This is a genomic window from Enterococcus hulanensis, from assembly GCF_005405485.1.
In the GTDB taxonomy this organism is placed as follows: Bacteria; Bacillota; Bacilli; order Lactobacillales; family Enterococcaceae; genus Enterococcus_A; species Enterococcus_A hulanensis.
On the sequence record NZ_BJED01000018.1, the window covers coordinates 57037 to 74294 of the forward strand.

Below are 17258 nucleotides of genomic sequence, written 5' to 3' on the forward strand. Positions count from 1 at the left end.
CAGAGGGCTTTTTTTGCGAGTTACGCTTTTTGCAGTTTGTTTTGATGGGAGAATTGAGATTGGGCTTTTAAGAGAATCATGAATGGAGCTGTTTAGCGGAATCGTATGCGTACGAAAATGGAAATATTTTTCTCGTTTTTTAGAAAAATAATTTCCTTAGCATTAAGTTAGCTGTCAGTTCTACTTCCTGCTTCAGCAGGTTAGTAGAATGATATGCGTGGTGAGAATCAAATAAACTTTTTCGTTTTTTGAAAAAGTTTGCTCCTTAATACGAAATAGCAGCGAGTTACGCTTTTTGCAGTTTATTTTGATGGGAGAATTGAGATTGGGGTCTGTTTAGCGGAATCGTATGCGTACGAAAAAAGAGTACCTCATATGCCAAACTTATTTACCAAACGAACTAAGTCAAGATTAAGAACATTCGAAAGGCCGTACAACTTTCGATAACATGGAGGGATATTGGGATGAATTATTTGATCGAAGTCATGCCGCAATTATTACAAGGGGCAACGACAACACTGAAATTATTTGCTTATACGATATTAGGCTCATTGCCGTTGGGAATTTTACTCTCATTTGGTTTGTCGAGCCGCTTTAAACCACTGCAATGGATCTTGCGTTTTTACGTTTGGATCATGCGGGGCACGCCGCTGCTGCTGCAATTGATTTTTGTTTTTTACGGGCTGCCGCTAGTCGGAATCATTTTTGACCGCTTCGAAGCTGCACTTTTTGCCTTTGTTTTGAACTATGCAGCGTACTATGCTGAAATTTTCCGCGGAGGAATTCAATCGATTCCATTAGGACAATATGAAGCATCGAAAGTTATTGGATTGACGCCTGTTCAAACGATTACGCGAATCATTATCCCGCAGGTTGTCAAAATCGTCTTGCCATCTGTTGGTAATGAAGTGATCAACTTGGTGAAGGATACATCGTTAGTATATATTCTTGGTCTATCCGATGTGATGCGGGCTGGTAAAATCGCGATGGAACGAGATACGACCTTACTGCCGTTATTCGGGGTAGCAATTATTTACTTGGCATTGACGGGGGTTACGTCAGTCATCTTGAAACAATTAGAAAATCGTTTGAACTATTATCGTTAGGCAGGTGGAAAAAATGATCGAATTAAAAAATGTAAACAAATCTTTTGGCAATAAAAAAGTGATTGATAATTTAGACTTGGTAATTCCTGATGGACAAATCTTAGCGATCGTCGGACCATCCGGCGGCGGGAAAACCACATTGTTAAGAACCTTAGCTGGCTTAGAGACGTCAGATAGCGGGACGTTTTTATTAGATGGAAAACCTTTTGATCCGACGTCTTCGAAACAACAGGAACAAGTCGTCGGTGTGGTTTTCCAAGATTTTCAATTATTTCCACATTTGAGCGTACTGGACAATATCACGATCGGTCCGCGTTTGGTCTTAAAGCAAGACAAAGAAACCTATACGAACAAGGCAAAGCATTTAGCCAGCCTGTTAGGTATCGAAGAACTGCTGGATAACTATCCATATCAATTATCTGGTGGACAAAAACAACGTCTGGCGATTGCTCGGGCGATGGCGATGAATCCTAAGGTGTTGGCGTATGATGAACCTACGAGTGCTTTAGACCCCGCGTTACGTCAACAAGTTGCTAGTTTAATTTTAGAGTTGAAGGCCGATGGTGTAACTCAGATCGTCGTGACCCATGATTTAGTTTTCGCAGAAGAAATTGGTGATCAGTTATTGAAGGTTGAACCTATCAAATAAAAAAGAATACAGGAGGAGTAAGTATGAAATTGAAAAAAATTATTTTGGGAATGGCAGCTTTTTTAACTTTGGTAACGTTAACTGCCTGCGGTAAGAAAGAGGCCAGCGGTGACGACAGTTGGAAAACAATTGAGGAAGATAAAAAAGTAACGATTGGTTTAGATGATACGTTTGTTCCGATGGGCTTTAAGGATAAAGATGGGAAAATCGTTGGTTTTGACGTAGATCTTGCGAAAGCAGTCTTTAAAGAATATGGTATCAAAGCAGATTTTCAGCCAATCGACTGGTCAATGAAAGAAAATGAATTGGAAAATGGTACGATCGATTTGATTTGGAATGGTTACACAGTCACAAAATCTCGTGAGAAAAAAGTACTGTTTACTGATCCTTATGCTCAAAACGAACAAATTTTAGTCACTAAAAAGGACAGCGGGATTACGAGCTCTGAAGGTATGAAGGACAAAATTTTAGGTGCGCAGGAAGGTTCTTCCGGCTATGAAGCCTTCAACAACGAAACAAAAACTTTGAAGGATATCGTGAAGGAAAACGATGCGACTTTATATGCCAGTTTTAATGAAGCGATGATTGATTTGGAAAATGGACGGATCGATGGACTTTTAATCGATAAAGTTTATGCAGATTACTATTTGAAACAAGCAGGAAAATTAGATGCTTACAATATTTTTAGTGTCGGCTTTAAAAATGAAGATTTTGCGGTCGGTGCCCGCAAAGGCGATAAAGAGCTAGTTAAGAAGATCAATAGTGCCTTCAAAGAGCTGCAAGACAACGGCAAGTACGCTGAAATCTCGAAGAAATGGTTCGGCGAAGAATTATCGTTGCCAAAAGAGTAAGCAGCAGTTTTTATCCCTAAAAAATTTAAACTTTATTTAACCAAAAAGAAAAGGCGAGCAAAACTTTTGTTCGCCTTCTTTTTTTTGTATAATGGTACAGAATGGAAAGAGGGATAGTATGGCGCAGAAGAAGCGTACAAAGAAAAAAAGAAAAACAAAAAAACAAAAACAACTGCAAGAACAGCGCCTGATTATCGGGATTGGGCTTTTATTTATTTTATTTGCGGTCTTCGCCTTATTTAAGCTGGGCTTTTTAGGAAATTTGATTGCTAACGTACTGCGATTAGTTGGAGGAAATACCTACCAATTTCTAGCTGTACTTTTAGGTTTATATGGTGGATTGCTTGTCGTAAAGAATACGAAGCTGCGTTTAACCAAACCGCGGCGCTGGGTCGGGATTGGTGTCTTTTATTTAGGGATTCTGCTGATTCTTCATGCACGCTTATTTGCGAATGTAGCAAATCAAGATCCGAATATCCTAAAAACGACGTGGGACTTATTGATGACTGATTTCTTAGGCAATAGGATCACCCAAAATGTCGGCGGCGGAATGCTGGGCGGTATTCTTTATAGTTTGACGCATTTCTTAGTTTCCCAAGTAGGCAGCTATTTGATTGCCGGCCTGTTATTGATTCTCGGTGTCTTCTTGTTTAGTCTCCTAGAATTTAATCAAGTGGCCGATTATTTGGCAAATCTGATTGAAACAGCGCAAGAAAAATTCTCGGAATCAGACGAAAAAAAAGCTCTGCGGGCTGCCAAAAAGGAAGAACGTCAGGCTCAAAAAGCGCAGGCTAAAGCTGAAAAACAAGCCGCCGAGAAAGCGAAGAAGGAAGCGGAACAGGCAGAGCGTGAAAAAAATAAAGTTCGTTCAATGACGCCAGGTGAGCAGTTGGCAAAAGAAAATCAAGAAAAACTGGTCAAAGAACCAGAGCAAATGACCTTAGTGCCAATCGAAGGCTTCCAAGAAAATTTGGAGCCAACAGCGGCACCAGCACCGGCCAAAAAAACAGATCTTGATGAAGAAGAAATCGATGATCCCGGTGATTTGGAATTTGAGATCAATGCCGAACCGGAAGATCATGATTACCAATTACCGCCTTCAACTTTATTAGACTCGATTCAAGCGGCGGATCAAAGTGATGAATACAAGAAAATCGAGCAAAACATCAAAGTATTGGAAAAAACCTTCAACAGCTTTGGTGTAGATGCAAAAGTCGTCAAAGCCAGCTTGGGACCATCCGTAACCAAGTTTGAGGTCCAACCAGCAGTTGGCGTAAAGGTCAGCAAGATCGTTAACTTGACTGATGATATCGCCTTAGCGCTAGCGGCAAAAGACGTACGGATGGAAGCACCAATTCCAGGGAAATCTTTGATCGGGATCGAAGTACCTAACAGCACCATCAGCACGGTTTCATTCCGAGACATCATTGAAGCTCAGCCAAATCATCCAGATAAATTATTGGAAGTACCTTTAGGTCGAGATATCTCAGGGATGGTCCAAACGGCTGATTTGTCTAAAATGCCCCACTTGCTAGTTGCCGGTTCGACTGGTAGCGGGAAGTCCGTATCGATCAATGGGATCATCACCAGTATTTTGATGCGGGCAAAACCGAACGAAGTAAAACTAATGATGATCGACCCGAAAATGGTTGAATTGAATGTTTATAATGGGATACCCCATTTATTGACCCCCGTTGTAACGAATCCGCGAAAAGCGGCGCAGGCCTTACAAAAGGTCGTTCAGGAAATGGAAGAACGTTACGAAAAATTTGCGGCTACGGGTGTACGGAATATTTCCGGCTTTAATGAATTAGTGATCCAGAAAAATCTGGAAGATGGACAAAATCGTCCGATCCTGCCATTTATCGTTGTGATCGTCGATGAATTAGCTGACTTGATGATGGTTGCCAGTAACGAGGTCGAAGATGCGATTACGCGTCTAGCGCAAATGGCTCGGGCAGCCGGAATCCATATGATTTTGGCTACACAACGACCAAGTGTTGATGTTATCACCGGGATCATCAAAGCCAATGTACCATCGCGGATCGCCTTTGCGGTTTCGAGCGGGACAGACTCGCGAACGATTATTGACAGTAATGGTGCTGAAAAACTGCTAGGTCGCGGAGACATGCTGTTCTTACCGATGGGAGAAAATAAACCAATTCGTGTCCAAGGGGCCTTTATTTCGGATCATGAAGTCGAGCGTGTCGTGGAATTTGTTTCGGATCAGCAAGAGGCTCATTACGAAGAAAAAATGATGCCGACAGAAGAAACAACCTCATCCCCATCAGAAACACCGCAGGATGAGCTGTATGAGGAAGCCAAGGCCTTAGTGGTCGATATGCAGACAGCTAGTATTTCGCTGCTCCAGCGACGTTTCCGCATCGGATACAACCGAGCGGCTCGGATTGTCGATGAACTAGAAGAGCATGGTGTAATCGGACCATCAACAGGCAGCAAACCGCGAGAGGTCCTGTTAGAAAAAGTAGAAGAAGAACTAGAAAATCCATTAGATGAGTAATACCATAAGAAAGCTTTGCCAGTTTTGGCAAGGCTTTTTTCTGTTTTCTTGAGTTGCACATATGTGCAGAATCAAAACCAATTGAAGTGGATAGAAACAGTCGATTTCAGAAAAATACTTTTTCAGCTTCCAACTAGAAAAGCTGTTACCATAGGGTTTTAAACGTAATTACGACGATTCTTTTCGCTATAGCAACGGCAAAACGATTGAATTTCAACATTAATGTGTAACTTTTATGTGTTATACAATAGAAAAAGCCTGTGCTATCTTTTTGTTAGATTGATAAGCGCTTACAATTGGAGGAGTAAAAAATGAAAGGATTGAATCCACGGCAGAAAAAATTAATTTATTTACTTGTTCAGAATGAAAACTACTTGCCGGTGTCTTTCTACTCCGAGAAGTTAGAAAAATCGAGCCGGACGATTTATTCTGATTTGGATAAAATCCAAAAGTTATTACCAAAGGAGCAACTTGTTTTAGAAAAGAAACCGCGAATCGGAATTCAATTAAGAGGAACCGTTGAAGCAAAGCTGCAATTTTTGGAACAAATCACTGGGATAAGCACGACGGCTGTTGCTGAATCACAAGAACGTCAATGGCTGATCACCAAACAATTATTGATTGATGAAGAGACAGTGACCCAGCAAATGCTTGCGCAACAGTTTCATGTGAGTCCAAGTTCGATCGTGAGTGATTTGGAGAAAATCATTGAAAAGTATCGTTTGACTTTGGAGCCATCAAAACGGGGCACGAAAATGGTTGGCAGCGAGGAGGAAATTCAGAATAGTCTTTTTCGATTCTGTGAAGACTATTTGGATTATCACGGAATCAATCCGGAGGAGCTGTTTCAAGAGACAACACAGGAATTATTGTCTAAGCTCTTTACACCGTCATTAGTTAAAATGACGCTTCAACAAATCGAAGAATTAAAGCTGCAAACGGAGTTCTGTTTCCCTGAGCATTACGTAAAATCCTTGGTCATTCGTCTATTAGTTTTTTGCTTTCGCTTAAGCCGCGGTCAGCATATTGAAGAAAAAGACTTTCTATTTGATCAAATCAAGCTGATCGATACCTATCTGATCGCGAATGAATTATTGGAGAAGATAGCAAAGGTGCATGGTGTTGAATATAACGAGGAAGATATTTCTTATGTAAATCGGCAACTAGTCGGCTACGGTGTAAAGCCGAACACTAACGGTCAAAAAAACTATGAGAGATACGCTGGAACGATTCGAAAGATTTTAGAAAACATGAGTGAGATCATGGAGGTGGATTTTTTGGCGGATACACAATTAGCTGAACGGTTCGCCAGCCATTTTGTTCCAATGATCTATCGCTTAAAAATGGGGATTGCGATCACGAATCCATTAGTTGAGGAAATCAGGAGTCAATATGCAGTTACTTTTAGTGCAACCAGATATGCGTTAGCAAATACTGAAGAACAATTAGGTGTTCAGTTCAACGATGAAGAGGTTGCTTTGGTGGCAATGTATTTTCAGGTCTCACTGGAAAAAAGTCAAAATGGCAAAAAGATTTTGATCGTCTGTCCCAATGGTGTGGGTACTTCAGAATTGATTTTCAATAAGATCAAACGAATTTTACCTGCACAGGATACTGCGGAGATCACGACACTTGATAAACTTTATAGAAAAAATCTGAACAACGTTGACCTGATTATTTCTTCAGTTAAATTGGAAGCGATCCATAAACCGATTATCCAAGTCTCAACTTTAGTGACTCAAGAAGATATCAAGAATATTACCGCACTCTACTCAAATTTATTTTATTCGGAAGAATCCGATGAAGCGGAGATTTTAGAATTTCCTTTTTTAAAGAACGTAATTGATCTGGATTTTATTTACACACAAAAAAGATTTTCAGACAAGCAGGCGTGCTTAAACTGGCTGATTGATCGTCTGGAGAAGAAGAAAGTGGTCACTAAGGCTTTCCGCAAAGAGGTTTTTGCAAGGGAGGCGATCGGCGAGACAGCGCTTGCCACAGGAGTAGCGATTCCCCATGCATCTCCGCAAAATGTTTTGCAGACAAGGATCGCAATCGTTACCTTAGACCAGCCGATCATTTGGGATCAGCGGAAGGTTCACTATGTTTTGTTGATGTGTATCGCAAAAGAGGATCGCAACCTTGTTCGAGGTGTAATCACAGACATTCATAAAATCGTTCAATCAGAGAAACAATTAAAATGTTTCTTCGCAGAAAAAGATGCAATCGCAATTTATAACGACATTAGCAGGAGGTAGAAAAATGCAAGTGATTAATGAAGAATTAGTCGATCTGGCGATTGATGCAGATTCAAAGATGAGCGCCATCAATATCTTAGCCGATCGAATCAATCAAGCGGGACGGTTACATAACCATGCAGGATACGTTGAAAGTGTTGTAGAGCGGGAGAATTTGACAACGACAGGGATCGGCTTTGGGATCGCGATTCCTCATGGGAAAAGTCCCCATGTCAAAGAAACGACTGTAGCTTTCGGACGCCTGAACAATAAAATTGATTGGCAGAGTCTGGATGGTGAAAATGTTGGTTTAGTCTTTTTATTGGCTGTTCCAGAAGCATGTCAGGGAGATCAGCATTTAAAAATCATTGCCGGTTTATCAAGAAAATTAGTCCATCAAGAGTTTCGCGATACATTAGAACAAGCAGCAAGTGATCGGGAAATTGTTGATTTACTAAACGACAGCTTAGCAGGTGTCGTTGCCTAGCGAGTTTAAAAACAAATTGAAGAATGAAGGAGAAAAAAATTATGAAATTAGTTGCTGTAACAGCATGTCCATCAGGAGTTGCTCATACCTATCTTGCCGCTGAAAGCTTAGAGGTGGCAGCCAAAAAGAATAACGTAGAAATTCATGTCGAGACTCAAGGTTCGATCGGGATCGAAAATGAATTATCAATGGATTTGATCAATGAGGCGGATGCAGTGATTTTAACCAATAATATTGGAATCAAAAATGAAGATCGCTTCAAGGGCAAGCCAGTCGTCCGGGTGAGTGCTGGGGATTGCATCAACAAGGGAGAAACGATCGTCAAAAAGCTCCAGCAGAAATTAGCGAAATAGGAGGAACCGCAATGATTGAATTATTAAAGAATACAAGAAAAAATATGATGACCGGTGTTTCATACATGATTCCTTTTGTCGTTGCCGGCGGGATTTTGTTGGCATTGAGTGTTTTGCTGTCGGGAAATGCGTCAGTGCCGGATAAAGGCTGGTTGGCGGATATTGCGAATATCGGGATTACCGGGCTCGGGATGATGGTACCGATCTTATCTGGTTATATCGCCTTCTCAATGGTGGATCGTCCAGGTTTGGCACCGGGGATTATTGGTGGATTGATCGCTAGTAATATTGGTGCTGGTTTTCTAGGCGGGATTTTATCAGGGATTTTGGCAGGAGTAGTGGTCTTTTATCTAAAGAAAATTAAATTACCGTCAAGCCTGCGTTCATTAGGGCCAATCTTTATTATTCCATTATTTGGAACCTTGATTGTCGGGGTCTTGATGTATTGGGTGATTGGACAGCCGATTGCGGCATTAATGACGGCCTTAACAAAATGGCTGGAGTCAATGGGAACTGGAAATTTAGTGGTACTTGGCTTGATTTTGGGAGCGATGATCGCTTCTGATATGGGCGGACCAATCAATAAAGTTGCCTTTAGTTTTGGCTCTGCGATGGTAGGAACGATCAATCCTGCGACTGGTTTGCCAAGCGATACGGCATTGACGATCATGGCGGGGATCGGAGCAGCGATTTGTATTCCGCCGCTTGCCATGGGATTAGCAACTATCGTTGCACCTAAGAAGTTTACAGTCGAAGAGAGAAATTCTGGAAAAGCTGCGATTGTGATGGGAATGGTCGGGATTTCAGAAGGTGCGATTCCATTCGCAGCGGCTGATCCATTGCGTTGTATTCCGGCGAATATGATCGGCAGCGCCATTGGAGCAGCTATCGCGATGGTATTAGGCGCTGGGAATCCAGCACCTTGGGGCGGCTGGATCGTTGCTCCGGTAGCACAGAATCCGTTAGTTTATATTCTTGGAACAGTGATCGGTTCAGTAATCACTGCCGGTATCGTCATTGCTTTGAAGAAGCCGGTCGTTGAGGAAGCATCCCAAGCGATCGATCTGGATGATGACTTTGATTTAGATATCGAGATTATGTAATAAAAAAGATGTGCCGCGAAAAAATTTCGGCACATCTTTTTTAAACCAAAATCAATTTTGCATAAGCACTGATCATCCGTTCATAATCTAACGGCAGACCTTTGCTGGCAATGACGACATCGATTTCAGACCAGGGAGCGACTTGGACAAGAGAAGTTTTTTCAAATTTCGTGTGATCCAGCAGCACGATTTTTTTTGTCGCTTTTTTAAGCATCCGCCGTTTTGCTTCGGCATCGATCAGAGAAGAGGTGCAAAAGCCTTTACGATTTTTGACACCGCTGGAGCCGAAGAAGCATAAGTCGAACTGAATATCGGGATACATCTCGCCGCCGCTATTGCGAAAGGCCATGTCGGCAGGAGAATATTCACCGCCGAAGCAAAAAAGTTTATGCTGACTGTTCGCCAGTTGAGAAATAGCGGCAAGCGAGCTGGTAAAGATTTGCTTTTTTTCCAAGGGTACAATCTTTTTAGCGAGCAGAGCCAAAGTACTTCCTTGATCTAAGCCGATCGTGTAGTCCTCAGCAGTAATAAAATTTAAGGCGGCTTGCGTAATTTTATCCTTTTCTGCAAACTGGGAGGTTCGGCGAAAGACCGGTGCCAATTCTTTTTCTTGTACAAGCCGGGCTTTGCCGTGGTGTTTTTCTAAAATGCCTTCTTCAGCTAAATAAGTTAAGTCTTTACGAATGGTTTCATCAGAGACGTGAAACTTTTTCACTAGCTCTTGGACTTTCATTTCGTTTTGCTGATATAAAAGTTCGGTAATTTCTTTGCGGCGTTGTGCAATTTCAGCGGCCTTCATAAAGCAACCTCCTTCTTTTGCTCTAAGGTAGCATGAGATTCCAACAAAAACAATTAAAAACTTGGGAAAAAGTGAGCAAATCCAACTTTTTACTTGTATTTCAAAGAAATCGATAGTTTCACCCAGAAAATATTCCTATACTAAGAGTGAACAGAAGTGAAAAAAAGGAGTGAACAAAATGGGAACGGGAGTAATCAATCAGGAAAAAAATATTGCCAATGTAGTGGTCAAAGGAAATCCTCGCATTCAAAAGATGAAAGATCATTTATTCAAGGAGAAACGGCAAATATCGCTGGAGCGAGCATTGCTTTATACGGAAAGCTATCGCCAGACTGAAGGCGAGCCTACGATCGTTCGGCGAGCAAAAGCGGTGGCACATATTTTAGCGAATGTTGAGATCAGTATTCGTGAAGGAGAATTATTAGTCGGCAATCGAACAGTTCGCCCGCGCTCTGGGATTCTTTCACCGGAGATGGACCCTTATTGGATCATGCAGGAGATTGATACGATTGCTGCACGCCCGCAGGATCAATTTGAATTCACAGAAGCAGATAAAAAGATCTATCGCGAGGAATTATACCCTTACTGGGAGAAGCGCTCGATGAAGGATTTTATCAATGGCGAGTTGACTGACGAAGTAAAAACAGCCTTGAAAGATGAAGTCTTCAAATTGAACCAAACGGATAAAGGACAAGGCCATATCATTATGGACTTCCCCGGAATACTAGCACGAGGAATCGGCAACTACCTTGAACAATTAGACAAGAAAATCTGGGAAGAGTCGGACAATCACTTTTACCAAGCTGGAAAAATCGTTTTTACTGCGATGCGCGATCATTTTTTACGCTATGCTGAATTAGCCGAGGCGATGAGCAAACATGAAAAAGAAAACCAGCGCCAACAAGAATTGCAGCAGATTGGAAAAATGTGCCGCAAGCTAAGTACAGAAAAGCCTGACTCGTTTTACGAGGCACTCCAGTTATTATGGATGACCAGTATTGTCGGGCAATATGAATCAAATGCTTCTTCACTTTCGTTAGGTCGAATGGATCAATATTTGTATCCATTTTATGAAGCATCCATAAAAGCTGGGATCGATAAAAATTTTCTATATGAAGTTTTAGGCGACTTTTATATTAAGACCAATGATGTGGTGCTTTTGCGTTCCGAGAGCAGTGCCAAGTGTTTCGCAGGATTTCCAACGGGCTACACGGTCGTTTTAGGCGGACTGGATGAGTTAGGTCATACTTCGGTGAATCCGCTGTCGTTTGTGATGTTGGAGCTTTACCATGAGATCTTATTGCCGCAGCCCAATCTATCAGTGCGGATGAATGAATTGATCCCCCGCCGCTTTTTACTTAAAACGGTGGAGACGATTCGTTTAGGCACAGGAATTCCTCAATTATTTAACGACGAGGTTTGTGTACCGGCCTTTTTAAGCAAAGGAGTCTCACTGGATGATGCACGGGACTATGCGACAGTGGGATGTGTAGAGACATCGATTCCGGGTAAAACTTATGGTTTGCACGATATTGCCCTCTTTAATTTATTACGAATCATGGAATTGAGCATGTACGAGTTAAGAGATGAGTCTGAATTAACTTATGATCGATTAGTTGAAACGATTGAGCAGAAGATCGATTATTATGTAGAGCTGGTGGTCAAGGGTTCGAACATTGTTGATTTGGGGCATCGGCATTATGCACCGACGCCGTTTCTATCTGTCTTGATTGATGATTGTTTAGAAAATGGCAAGGACGTAACCGAAGGCGGTGCGCGCTACAATTTTTCTGGTGTACAAGGTATCGGTGAGGCCAACCTAAGCGACTCACTGTATGTTATTAAAAAGATGATCTTCGAAAATAAAGAAATGAGCTTCAGCAAATTGGTGGATGCGTTAGAGTCGAATTTCACCGGAGAACACGCTGAGCTGCAGCAACATGTGATCCAAGACTTTGAAAAATTCGGCAACGATGATGAGGAATTGGATATCATTGCGGCAAAATTATTCCGCCACTACGCCAAAAAATTGGAGCAATATAAAAATGTTCGCGGCGGGCAATTTATCCCCGGAGCCTACACGGTATCCGCCCACATCCCATTAGGTGAAGCGGTTGGAGCGACACCAGATGGTCGAAAGGCCCAAGAGCAATTAGCCGATGGCGGCTTATCTCCAATGGTAGGACGGGATCATTTAGGCCCGACTGCTGTGTTAAAATCTGTCAGCAAGCTAGACAACTACTTAACTGTCAACGGCAGCTTATTGAATTTGAAGTTTCAGCCGAATACGTTGAAAGGGCAACAAGGTCTAAATAAATTTGCTGATTTCTTGTTAGCTTTCACCAAATTAAAAATTCAGCATGTTCAATTCAATGTTCAATCGAAGGAAACACTGTTAGAAGCTCAGAAGCATCCAGAAAAATATTCAGGCCTCTTAGTTCGTGTAGCCGGCTATAGTGCCTTCTTCGTTGATTTGAATAAACAAATTCAAGACGATATTATCGCGCGTGTTGAACACCAATTGTAGGATGAGGGATAAAAATGGATCAAGGATTAGTTTTCAATATTCAACGCTATTCCGTTCACGACGGTGGAGGAATCCGAACACTGATATTTTTGAAGGGTTGTCCGTTGCGTTGTCCGTGGTGTTCCAATCCAGAATCACGAAAAAAGGTTGAACCGACGACTTGGAAAAAGAACGGCAAAACGGAGCAGATCGGAGCTTGGCACTCAATCGATGAGCTGCTGGATGAAGTGCTGAAGGATGAAATATTTTATCGTACATCAGGCGGCGGTGTGACATTATCAGGCGGCGAGGTCTTGATGCAGTCCGAATTTGCCAGTGCGTTCTTGCACGAGCTGAAAAAGCTTGGGATCCATACGGCAATTGAAACAACTGGCTGCTTTCCAGTAGAGCGGATCAAAAGGCTAACCCCTTATGTTGATCAAGTGCTGTTTGATTTGAAAATCATGGATCGCTCTGAGGCTAAAAAAGTCATCGGAGCTGATCTTGAAACTGTCAGAGAAAATTTTGAGTACCTTTTAACGCAAGAGCAGATTCAAGTGATCCCGCGCATTCCGCTGATTCCAGAATATACAACGAATGAAAAAAATATTCAGCAGCTTATCGTTTTTTTGACAGCACGAAAAATAGGCGAAGTTCATTTACTGCCCTTCCATCAATACGGCAGCAGCAAATATGATTATCTGGGCTGGGAATACAAGATGAAGGATGTTCAAACGTTGACACAGACAGAAATAGATACAATCAAAGCAAAATTTGAACGAGCAGGAATCCGTGCGAATATTGACGGTTTGGAATGAGAGGCCTCGTGCCTCTCTTTTTCTGCAAATTAGCTTGTGAAATCATTTCTTTTTTTCAAAGTTGATTGTTTTCTCTTTGTGAATCGGTTATAGTATGTAGCGAATGTTTCCAGTTTTCTTCCTATTTAGGATGATAAGAAAAATGGAATGCGTACGAAGAAAAGAGAAATTTTATAAAGATTTCTTACCTTATTAATAAGGATATAGTAGGAGGTAACACTTTGGAAAAACCCTCAATTTATGGTTTAAAAAGAGAAGAATTAGTTGAATGGTTTCTAGAACACGGGGAGAAAAAATTCCGTGCGACACAAGTTTGGGAATGGCTTTATCGCAGCCGCGTGACTGAATTTGCGGAAATGAGCAACCTTTCGAAAAAAACGATCGCTCTGTTAGAAGAAAATTTTATTATCAACCCATTAAAGCAATTGGTTGTACAAGAAGCGAATGATGGTACGGTCAAATATTTATTTGAACTGCCGGATCATTTGATGATCGAGACGGTGTTGATGCGGCAAGAGTACGGCTTGTCCGTTTGTGTGACGACTCAAGTCGGCTGTAATATCGGCTGCACCTTTTGTGCGTCAGGCTTATTAAAGAAGCAGCGTGATTTGACTGCTGGCGAAATCGTCGCGCAAATCATGTTAGTTCAACATTATTTTGATGAACGCGCTGAAGAAGAACGAGTTTCCCATGTCGTTGTGATGGGAATCGGCGAACCCTTTGATAATTACAATAATGTAATGAACTTCCTTAACGTTATCAATGATGATAAAGGAATGGCGATCGGGGCACGCCATATCACTGTTTCAACAAGTGGTTTAGTTCCGAAGATCAAAAAATTCGCAGAAAATGGCTTGCAGGTCAACTTAGCAATTTCCTTGCATGCGCCAAATAATGAAGTTCGTTCATCCATCATGCGAATCAACCGCAGCTTCCCAATCGAAAAATTGATGGATGCTGTCGACTATTATATAGAAGAAACCAATCGTCGGGTAACGTTTGAATATATCATGCTATCAGGTGTGAATGATCGTCCGGATCATGCACAAGAGCTGGCGGATTTAATGAAGAACAAGAAAAAATTGGTTTACGTGAACTTGATTCCATATAATCCAGTCAGTGAACATGACCAATACTCTCGCAGCAGCAAAGCAGATGTTTTACGTTTTTACGATGTTTTGAAGAAGAACGGCATCAATTGCGTCATCCGTAAAGAACATGGTACGGATATCGATGCAGCTTGCGGACAATTACGCAGTAAACAAATGAAAAAAGTTGCAACTAAATAAATGGTTGAATCCCTCATTATAATGAGGGATTTTTTTGACTATAAAGAAAGTATAAAATCTTTACATGAATAAATCGCTTTGTAGCGGGTATATCTATGTCTGGCTTCACGAACTAGCTTTATCGGCAATAAGCAAAAATATTTCGAAATTTGAGAAGCAATTTAGAAATATTTTGGTCTTATTGCTCAAAAGCTGAGCGAGTTCGCAAAGCCTTTCTTATAAAATGAATCACGCAAGAAGCAGGTTCAGACCATTATATATGCGAAAATACGTTCCCTTGCATTAATCAGCTATGATACACTTAAAAGAAAATGCAGTTGAGGTGAAAGTCATGAATGAAGCAGACATTCAAACAATTTTAGATCATCGCTACGATCAAGGCTGGGATTATTGGACGACTGAAGATAGGCGTTTAAGTAAGGGGGCGCCTTTTTCTTGTTTAGAATCAGCAGAATATTTGTTGGAATTGGGAATGGACCCGCAATCAGAGATATTGCAAAAGGTCGCTGAGCTTTTGTGGGAAAGCTGGCGTGAACCCGGCGAGTTCAAGCTTTATCCTAAAGGGGCGGTCTTTCCTTGCCAAACGATTCCAGCGGCAATACTGTTAGTTCGATTAGGCCACGGCGATGATCCGCGCATGATCCAGACGATGGAGCATTTATTAGCAACACGCTACGAAGATGGCGGCTGGTGGTGCAAGAAATTTTATTTTGGAAAAGGACCAGAAACAGAATTCTCAAATCCATTACCGACATTGAATGCGTTGGAATTGTTTCGTCGGACAAACTTTGTCGAAGAAGCCGAATTAGATGATGCCGTAGAATTTCTATTGAAACATTGGGAGACTAAATTGCCGCTGGGCCCTTGTCATTATGGCATCGGAACATTGTTCATGCAGGTGGAACATCCGTATCGCGGCTATGGCCTATTTTATTATCTCTATGTGCTGTCCTTCTATGAAAAAGCTCGCAATGATTCGCGTTTCAAGGAAGCGTTTGAGACATTAAAGGAAAAAACCTTAGAAGATCAAATTGTGGTAGAGCGGGTCGTTCCTAAATTACGTAAATTGAATTTCTGTAAAAAGGATCAAGTCAGCGTGTTAGCGACCGAACGCTATCAGGAAATTCTTGCTAATCTAGCGAAATAAGAGCCCTCTTAATTTTTTTGCGTATCTTTTTAAAAAATAAGGAGGCGCGCAATGAAATTAATCGATGTAAAAAGAAAGTATGGACTCAATCAAAATACGTTTTATGGTTGGTTGAGAGAAAATCAGCTGATCGTCAAGGAAATAACTGGCTATGTGGTTGGTCCCAATGCTCTGGAAGGAATGGAGACAAGCACCAATAAACGGGTGAATGAGGATGGCGAAGTTTTGATCACGACGCAGGTGACAATTGATAATCAAAAGGTCCCACAGCTTTTAGAACGCTATGAGTCCTCAGGATTGCCGAAGCTGTATTCTCAGCAAAAGCAAAAGGATGAACAAGAAAAGACGTCTATTATTGATGTAGCAAAGCGACTCACAATTCTTGAAAAACAGGTGTATATTCTAACAGAGCAATTAGCAATGACTATGAAGCAAAACAGTCGGGAACACGAATAGTGTGTTCCCGACTGTTTTTTACTGTATAGAAAGTATAAAATTTCAAAAGTGAAAACATTGAATCCACAGCTTTAACGATGTCCAGCTTCACGAACTAGCTTTTCTACACAACGGTGTGACCCAGCCAGTTGCTGCTAAATTAGCATTAAGCAGAACTAGCATATCGCGAGTAAGAAAATTTTTTTAAGTCTGAGAAACACCAAGTAGGAATAATCGCCATCAGCTCCTAAAGATCGCTGTGTTTCTTGACAACTTATCAAAATTTTAGTCTTATTGCTGTGAGACACAGCGATTGGTTTTTGGAGCTGATGTGGAACAGTACCTACTTGGTGCTCAAAAGCTGAGCGAGTTCGCGAAGCCTTTCTAATCATGCTACAATCGTTCCGACTGGAAAGATTCTTCTGAAAATTTTTCGAACAAGGGGGCCGGCAATGAGTAGTTGAAAAGGCAGCGCCATAACAAGATTTTTCAAAATATTCGTTCCCCAAATAACAAACAGCAAGTTCCATTCTTGTGTCTGGCTTAAGACCTCAAGCGTACCATAAAGGGACATGAAGAAGACCATTGGTAAAACCATACAGCTGGAAACGGTCAGAACTTTGCGTAAAGGACTAGCAAAGGTCGGTAAAAGCTTAAATGCGACTTTTTTGGCAGGTCCTGAAACAACAAACCAATCTAAAAACAACGCACAGCAATACCCCAACGGCAATCCGAGCCAAGCAGTTTTAAGAACCTCTAAAGTGAAAGTACCGGAATGTAAATAAATATTGTACAAACTCATCCAGAACACCATCACAAAACACATCATTATCGTATAAACAAAACTTTCTCTTTTATTTCTTGGCATAAAGATCCTCCTAATTTTTGAATACAGCTAATTTGATTCATGTATCCATCTTATAATTTAATACACTGCAAAAAGCAGAACTCACAAAA

At 41.3% G+C, this 17258-nt stretch carries 15 protein-coding genes; 13 read left to right on the forward strand and 2 right to left on the reverse strand.

What is annotated here, in order from left to right; translation table 11 throughout:
- Positions 1–464 precede the first annotated feature (464 nt).
- The 8 genes from FFR60_RS17765 to FFR60_RS17800 all read left to right on the forward strand — a co-directional run bounded on the left by FFR60_RS17765 (position 465) and on the right by FFR60_RS17800 (position 9307).
- Complete coding sequence (locus FFR60_RS17765; protein ID WP_088931958.1) at positions 465–1106, forward strand: amino acid ABC transporter permease; 642 nt, start codon at positions 465–467, stop codon at positions 1104–1106.
- Between the two features lie 13 nt (positions 1107–1119).
- Positions 1120–1755 (forward strand): amino acid ABC transporter ATP-binding protein, encoded by a 636-nt coding sequence (locus FFR60_RS17770; protein ID WP_088931959.1) that lies wholly within the window; start codon positions 1120–1122, stop codon positions 1753–1755.
- Positions 1756–1778: 23 nt separating this feature from the next.
- Positions 1779–2606 (forward strand): amino acid ABC transporter substrate-binding protein, encoded by an 828-nt coding sequence (locus FFR60_RS17775; protein ID WP_137665180.1) that lies wholly within the window; start codon positions 1779–1781, stop codon positions 2604–2606.
- Between the two features lie 118 nt (positions 2607–2724).
- Positions 2725–5127, forward strand: a complete 2403-nt coding sequence (locus tag FFR60_RS17780; protein ID WP_137665181.1) for a DNA translocase FtsK — start codon at positions 2725–2727, stop codon at positions 5125–5127.
- A gap of 311 nt (positions 5128–5438) precedes the next feature.
- Positions 5439–7385 (forward strand): BglG family transcription antiterminator, encoded by a 1947-nt coding sequence (locus FFR60_RS17785; RefSeq protein WP_137665182.1) that lies wholly within the window; start codon positions 5439–5441, stop codon positions 7383–7385.
- 4 nt (positions 7386–7389) lie between these two features.
- Positions 7390–7851 (forward strand): PTS sugar transporter subunit IIA, encoded by a 462-nt coding sequence (locus tag FFR60_RS17790; RefSeq protein WP_088931963.1) that lies wholly within the window; start codon positions 7390–7392, stop codon positions 7849–7851.
- 41 nt (positions 7852–7892) lie between these two features.
- Positions 7893–8204, forward strand: a complete 312-nt coding sequence (locus FFR60_RS17795; RefSeq protein ID WP_088931964.1) for a PTS fructose-like transporter subunit IIB — start codon at positions 7893–7895, stop codon at positions 8202–8204.
- Positions 8205–8215: 11 nt separating this feature from the next.
- Positions 8216–9307 (forward strand): PTS fructose transporter subunit EIIC, encoded by a 1092-nt coding sequence (locus FFR60_RS17800; protein ID WP_137665183.1) that lies wholly within the window; start codon positions 8216–8218, stop codon positions 9305–9307.
- A gap of 40 nt (positions 9308–9347) precedes the next feature.
- On the opposite strand, the gene FFR60_RS17805 is transcribed toward FFR60_RS17800, so the two are convergent.
- Positions 9348–10106, reverse strand: coding sequence for a DeoR/GlpR family DNA-binding transcription regulator (locus FFR60_RS17805; RefSeq protein ID WP_137665184.1), 759 nt, complete (start codon positions 10104–10106; stop codon positions 9348–9350).
- 178 nt (positions 10107–10284) lie between these two features.
- Between FFR60_RS17805 and FFR60_RS17810 the strand changes: the two genes are divergently transcribed.
- From FFR60_RS17810 to FFR60_RS17830, 5 genes are all read left to right on the forward strand, one after another.
- Positions 10285–12633 carry a formate C-acetyltransferase gene (locus FFR60_RS17810; RefSeq protein ID WP_137665185.1) on the forward strand — a complete coding sequence of 783 codons (2349 nt, stop codon included), beginning with the start codon at positions 10285–10287 and terminating at the stop codon, positions 12631–12633.
- Positions 12634–12647: 14 nt separating this feature from the next.
- Complete coding sequence (locus tag FFR60_RS17815) at positions 12648–13430, forward strand: glycyl-radical enzyme activating protein (protein ID WP_137665186.1); 783 nt, start codon at positions 12648–12650, stop codon at positions 13428–13430.
- Between the two features lie 221 nt (positions 13431–13651).
- Positions 13652–14719 carry a dual-specificity RNA methyltransferase RlmN gene (gene rlmN, locus FFR60_RS17820; protein WP_137665187.1) on the forward strand — a complete coding sequence of 356 codons (1068 nt, stop codon included), beginning with the start codon at positions 13652–13654 and terminating at the stop codon, positions 14717–14719.
- Between the two features lie 331 nt (positions 14720–15050).
- A complete protein-coding gene (locus FFR60_RS17825; RefSeq protein ID WP_137665188.1) occupies positions 15051–15866 on the forward strand; it encodes a prenyltransferase in 816 nt (271 codons plus the stop codon).
- 51 nt (positions 15867–15917) lie between these two features.
- Complete coding sequence (locus tag FFR60_RS17830) at positions 15918–16322, forward strand: hypothetical protein (RefSeq protein ID WP_137665189.1); 405 nt, start codon at positions 15918–15920, stop codon at positions 16320–16322.
- A 367-nt stretch (positions 16323–16689) separates the two neighbouring features.
- Here FFR60_RS17830 and FFR60_RS17835 read toward each other — a convergent pair whose 3' ends face one another.
- Entirely contained in the window at positions 16690–17169 is a 480-nt protein-coding gene (locus FFR60_RS17835) for a DUF2798 domain-containing protein (RefSeq protein WP_137665190.1), read from the reverse strand.
- Between the last annotated feature and the right edge of the window lie 89 nt (positions 17170–17258).

Coding starts and splice junctions, on each gene's coding strand:
- FFR60_RS17765 (WP_088931958.1), top strand. CDS start 465: ATGAATTATTTGATCGAAGTCATGCCGCAATTATTACAAGGGGCAACG.
- FFR60_RS17770 (WP_088931959.1), top strand. CDS start 1,120: ATGATCGAATTAAAAAATGTAAACAAATCTTTTGGCAATAAAAAAGTG.
- FFR60_RS17775 (WP_137665180.1), top strand. CDS start 1,779: ATGAAATTGAAAAAAATTATTTTGGGAATGGCAGCTTTTTTAACTTTG.
- FFR60_RS17780 (WP_137665181.1), top strand. CDS start 2,725: ATGGCGCAGAAGAAGCGTACAAAGAAAAAAAGAAAAACAAAAAAACAA.
- FFR60_RS17785 (WP_137665182.1), top strand. CDS start 5,439: ATGAAAGGATTGAATCCACGGCAGAAAAAATTAATTTATTTACTTGTT.
- FFR60_RS17790 (WP_088931963.1), top strand. CDS start 7,390: ATGCAAGTGATTAATGAAGAATTAGTCGATCTGGCGATTGATGCAGAT.
- FFR60_RS17795 (WP_088931964.1), top strand. CDS start 7,893: ATGAAATTAGTTGCTGTAACAGCATGTCCATCAGGAGTTGCTCATACC.
- FFR60_RS17800 (WP_137665183.1), top strand. CDS start 8,216: ATGATTGAATTATTAAAGAATACAAGAAAAAATATGATGACCGGTGTT.
- FFR60_RS17805 (WP_137665184.1), bottom strand. CDS start 10,106: ATGAAGGCCGCTGAAATTGCACAACGCCGCAAAGAAATTACCGAACTT.
- FFR60_RS17810 (WP_137665185.1), top strand. CDS start 10,285: ATGGGAACGGGAGTAATCAATCAGGAAAAAAATATTGCCAATGTAGTG.
- FFR60_RS17815 (WP_137665186.1), top strand. CDS start 12,648: ATGGATCAAGGATTAGTTTTCAATATTCAACGCTATTCCGTTCACGAC.
- FFR60_RS17825 (WP_137665188.1), top strand. CDS start 15,051: ATGAATGAAGCAGACATTCAAACAATTTTAGATCATCGCTACGATCAA.
- FFR60_RS17830 (WP_137665189.1), top strand. CDS start 15,918: ATGAAATTAATCGATGTAAAAAGAAAGTATGGACTCAATCAAAATACG.
- FFR60_RS17835 (WP_137665190.1), bottom strand. CDS start 17,169: ATGCCAAGAAATAAAAGAGAAAGTTTTGTTTATACGATAATGATGTGT.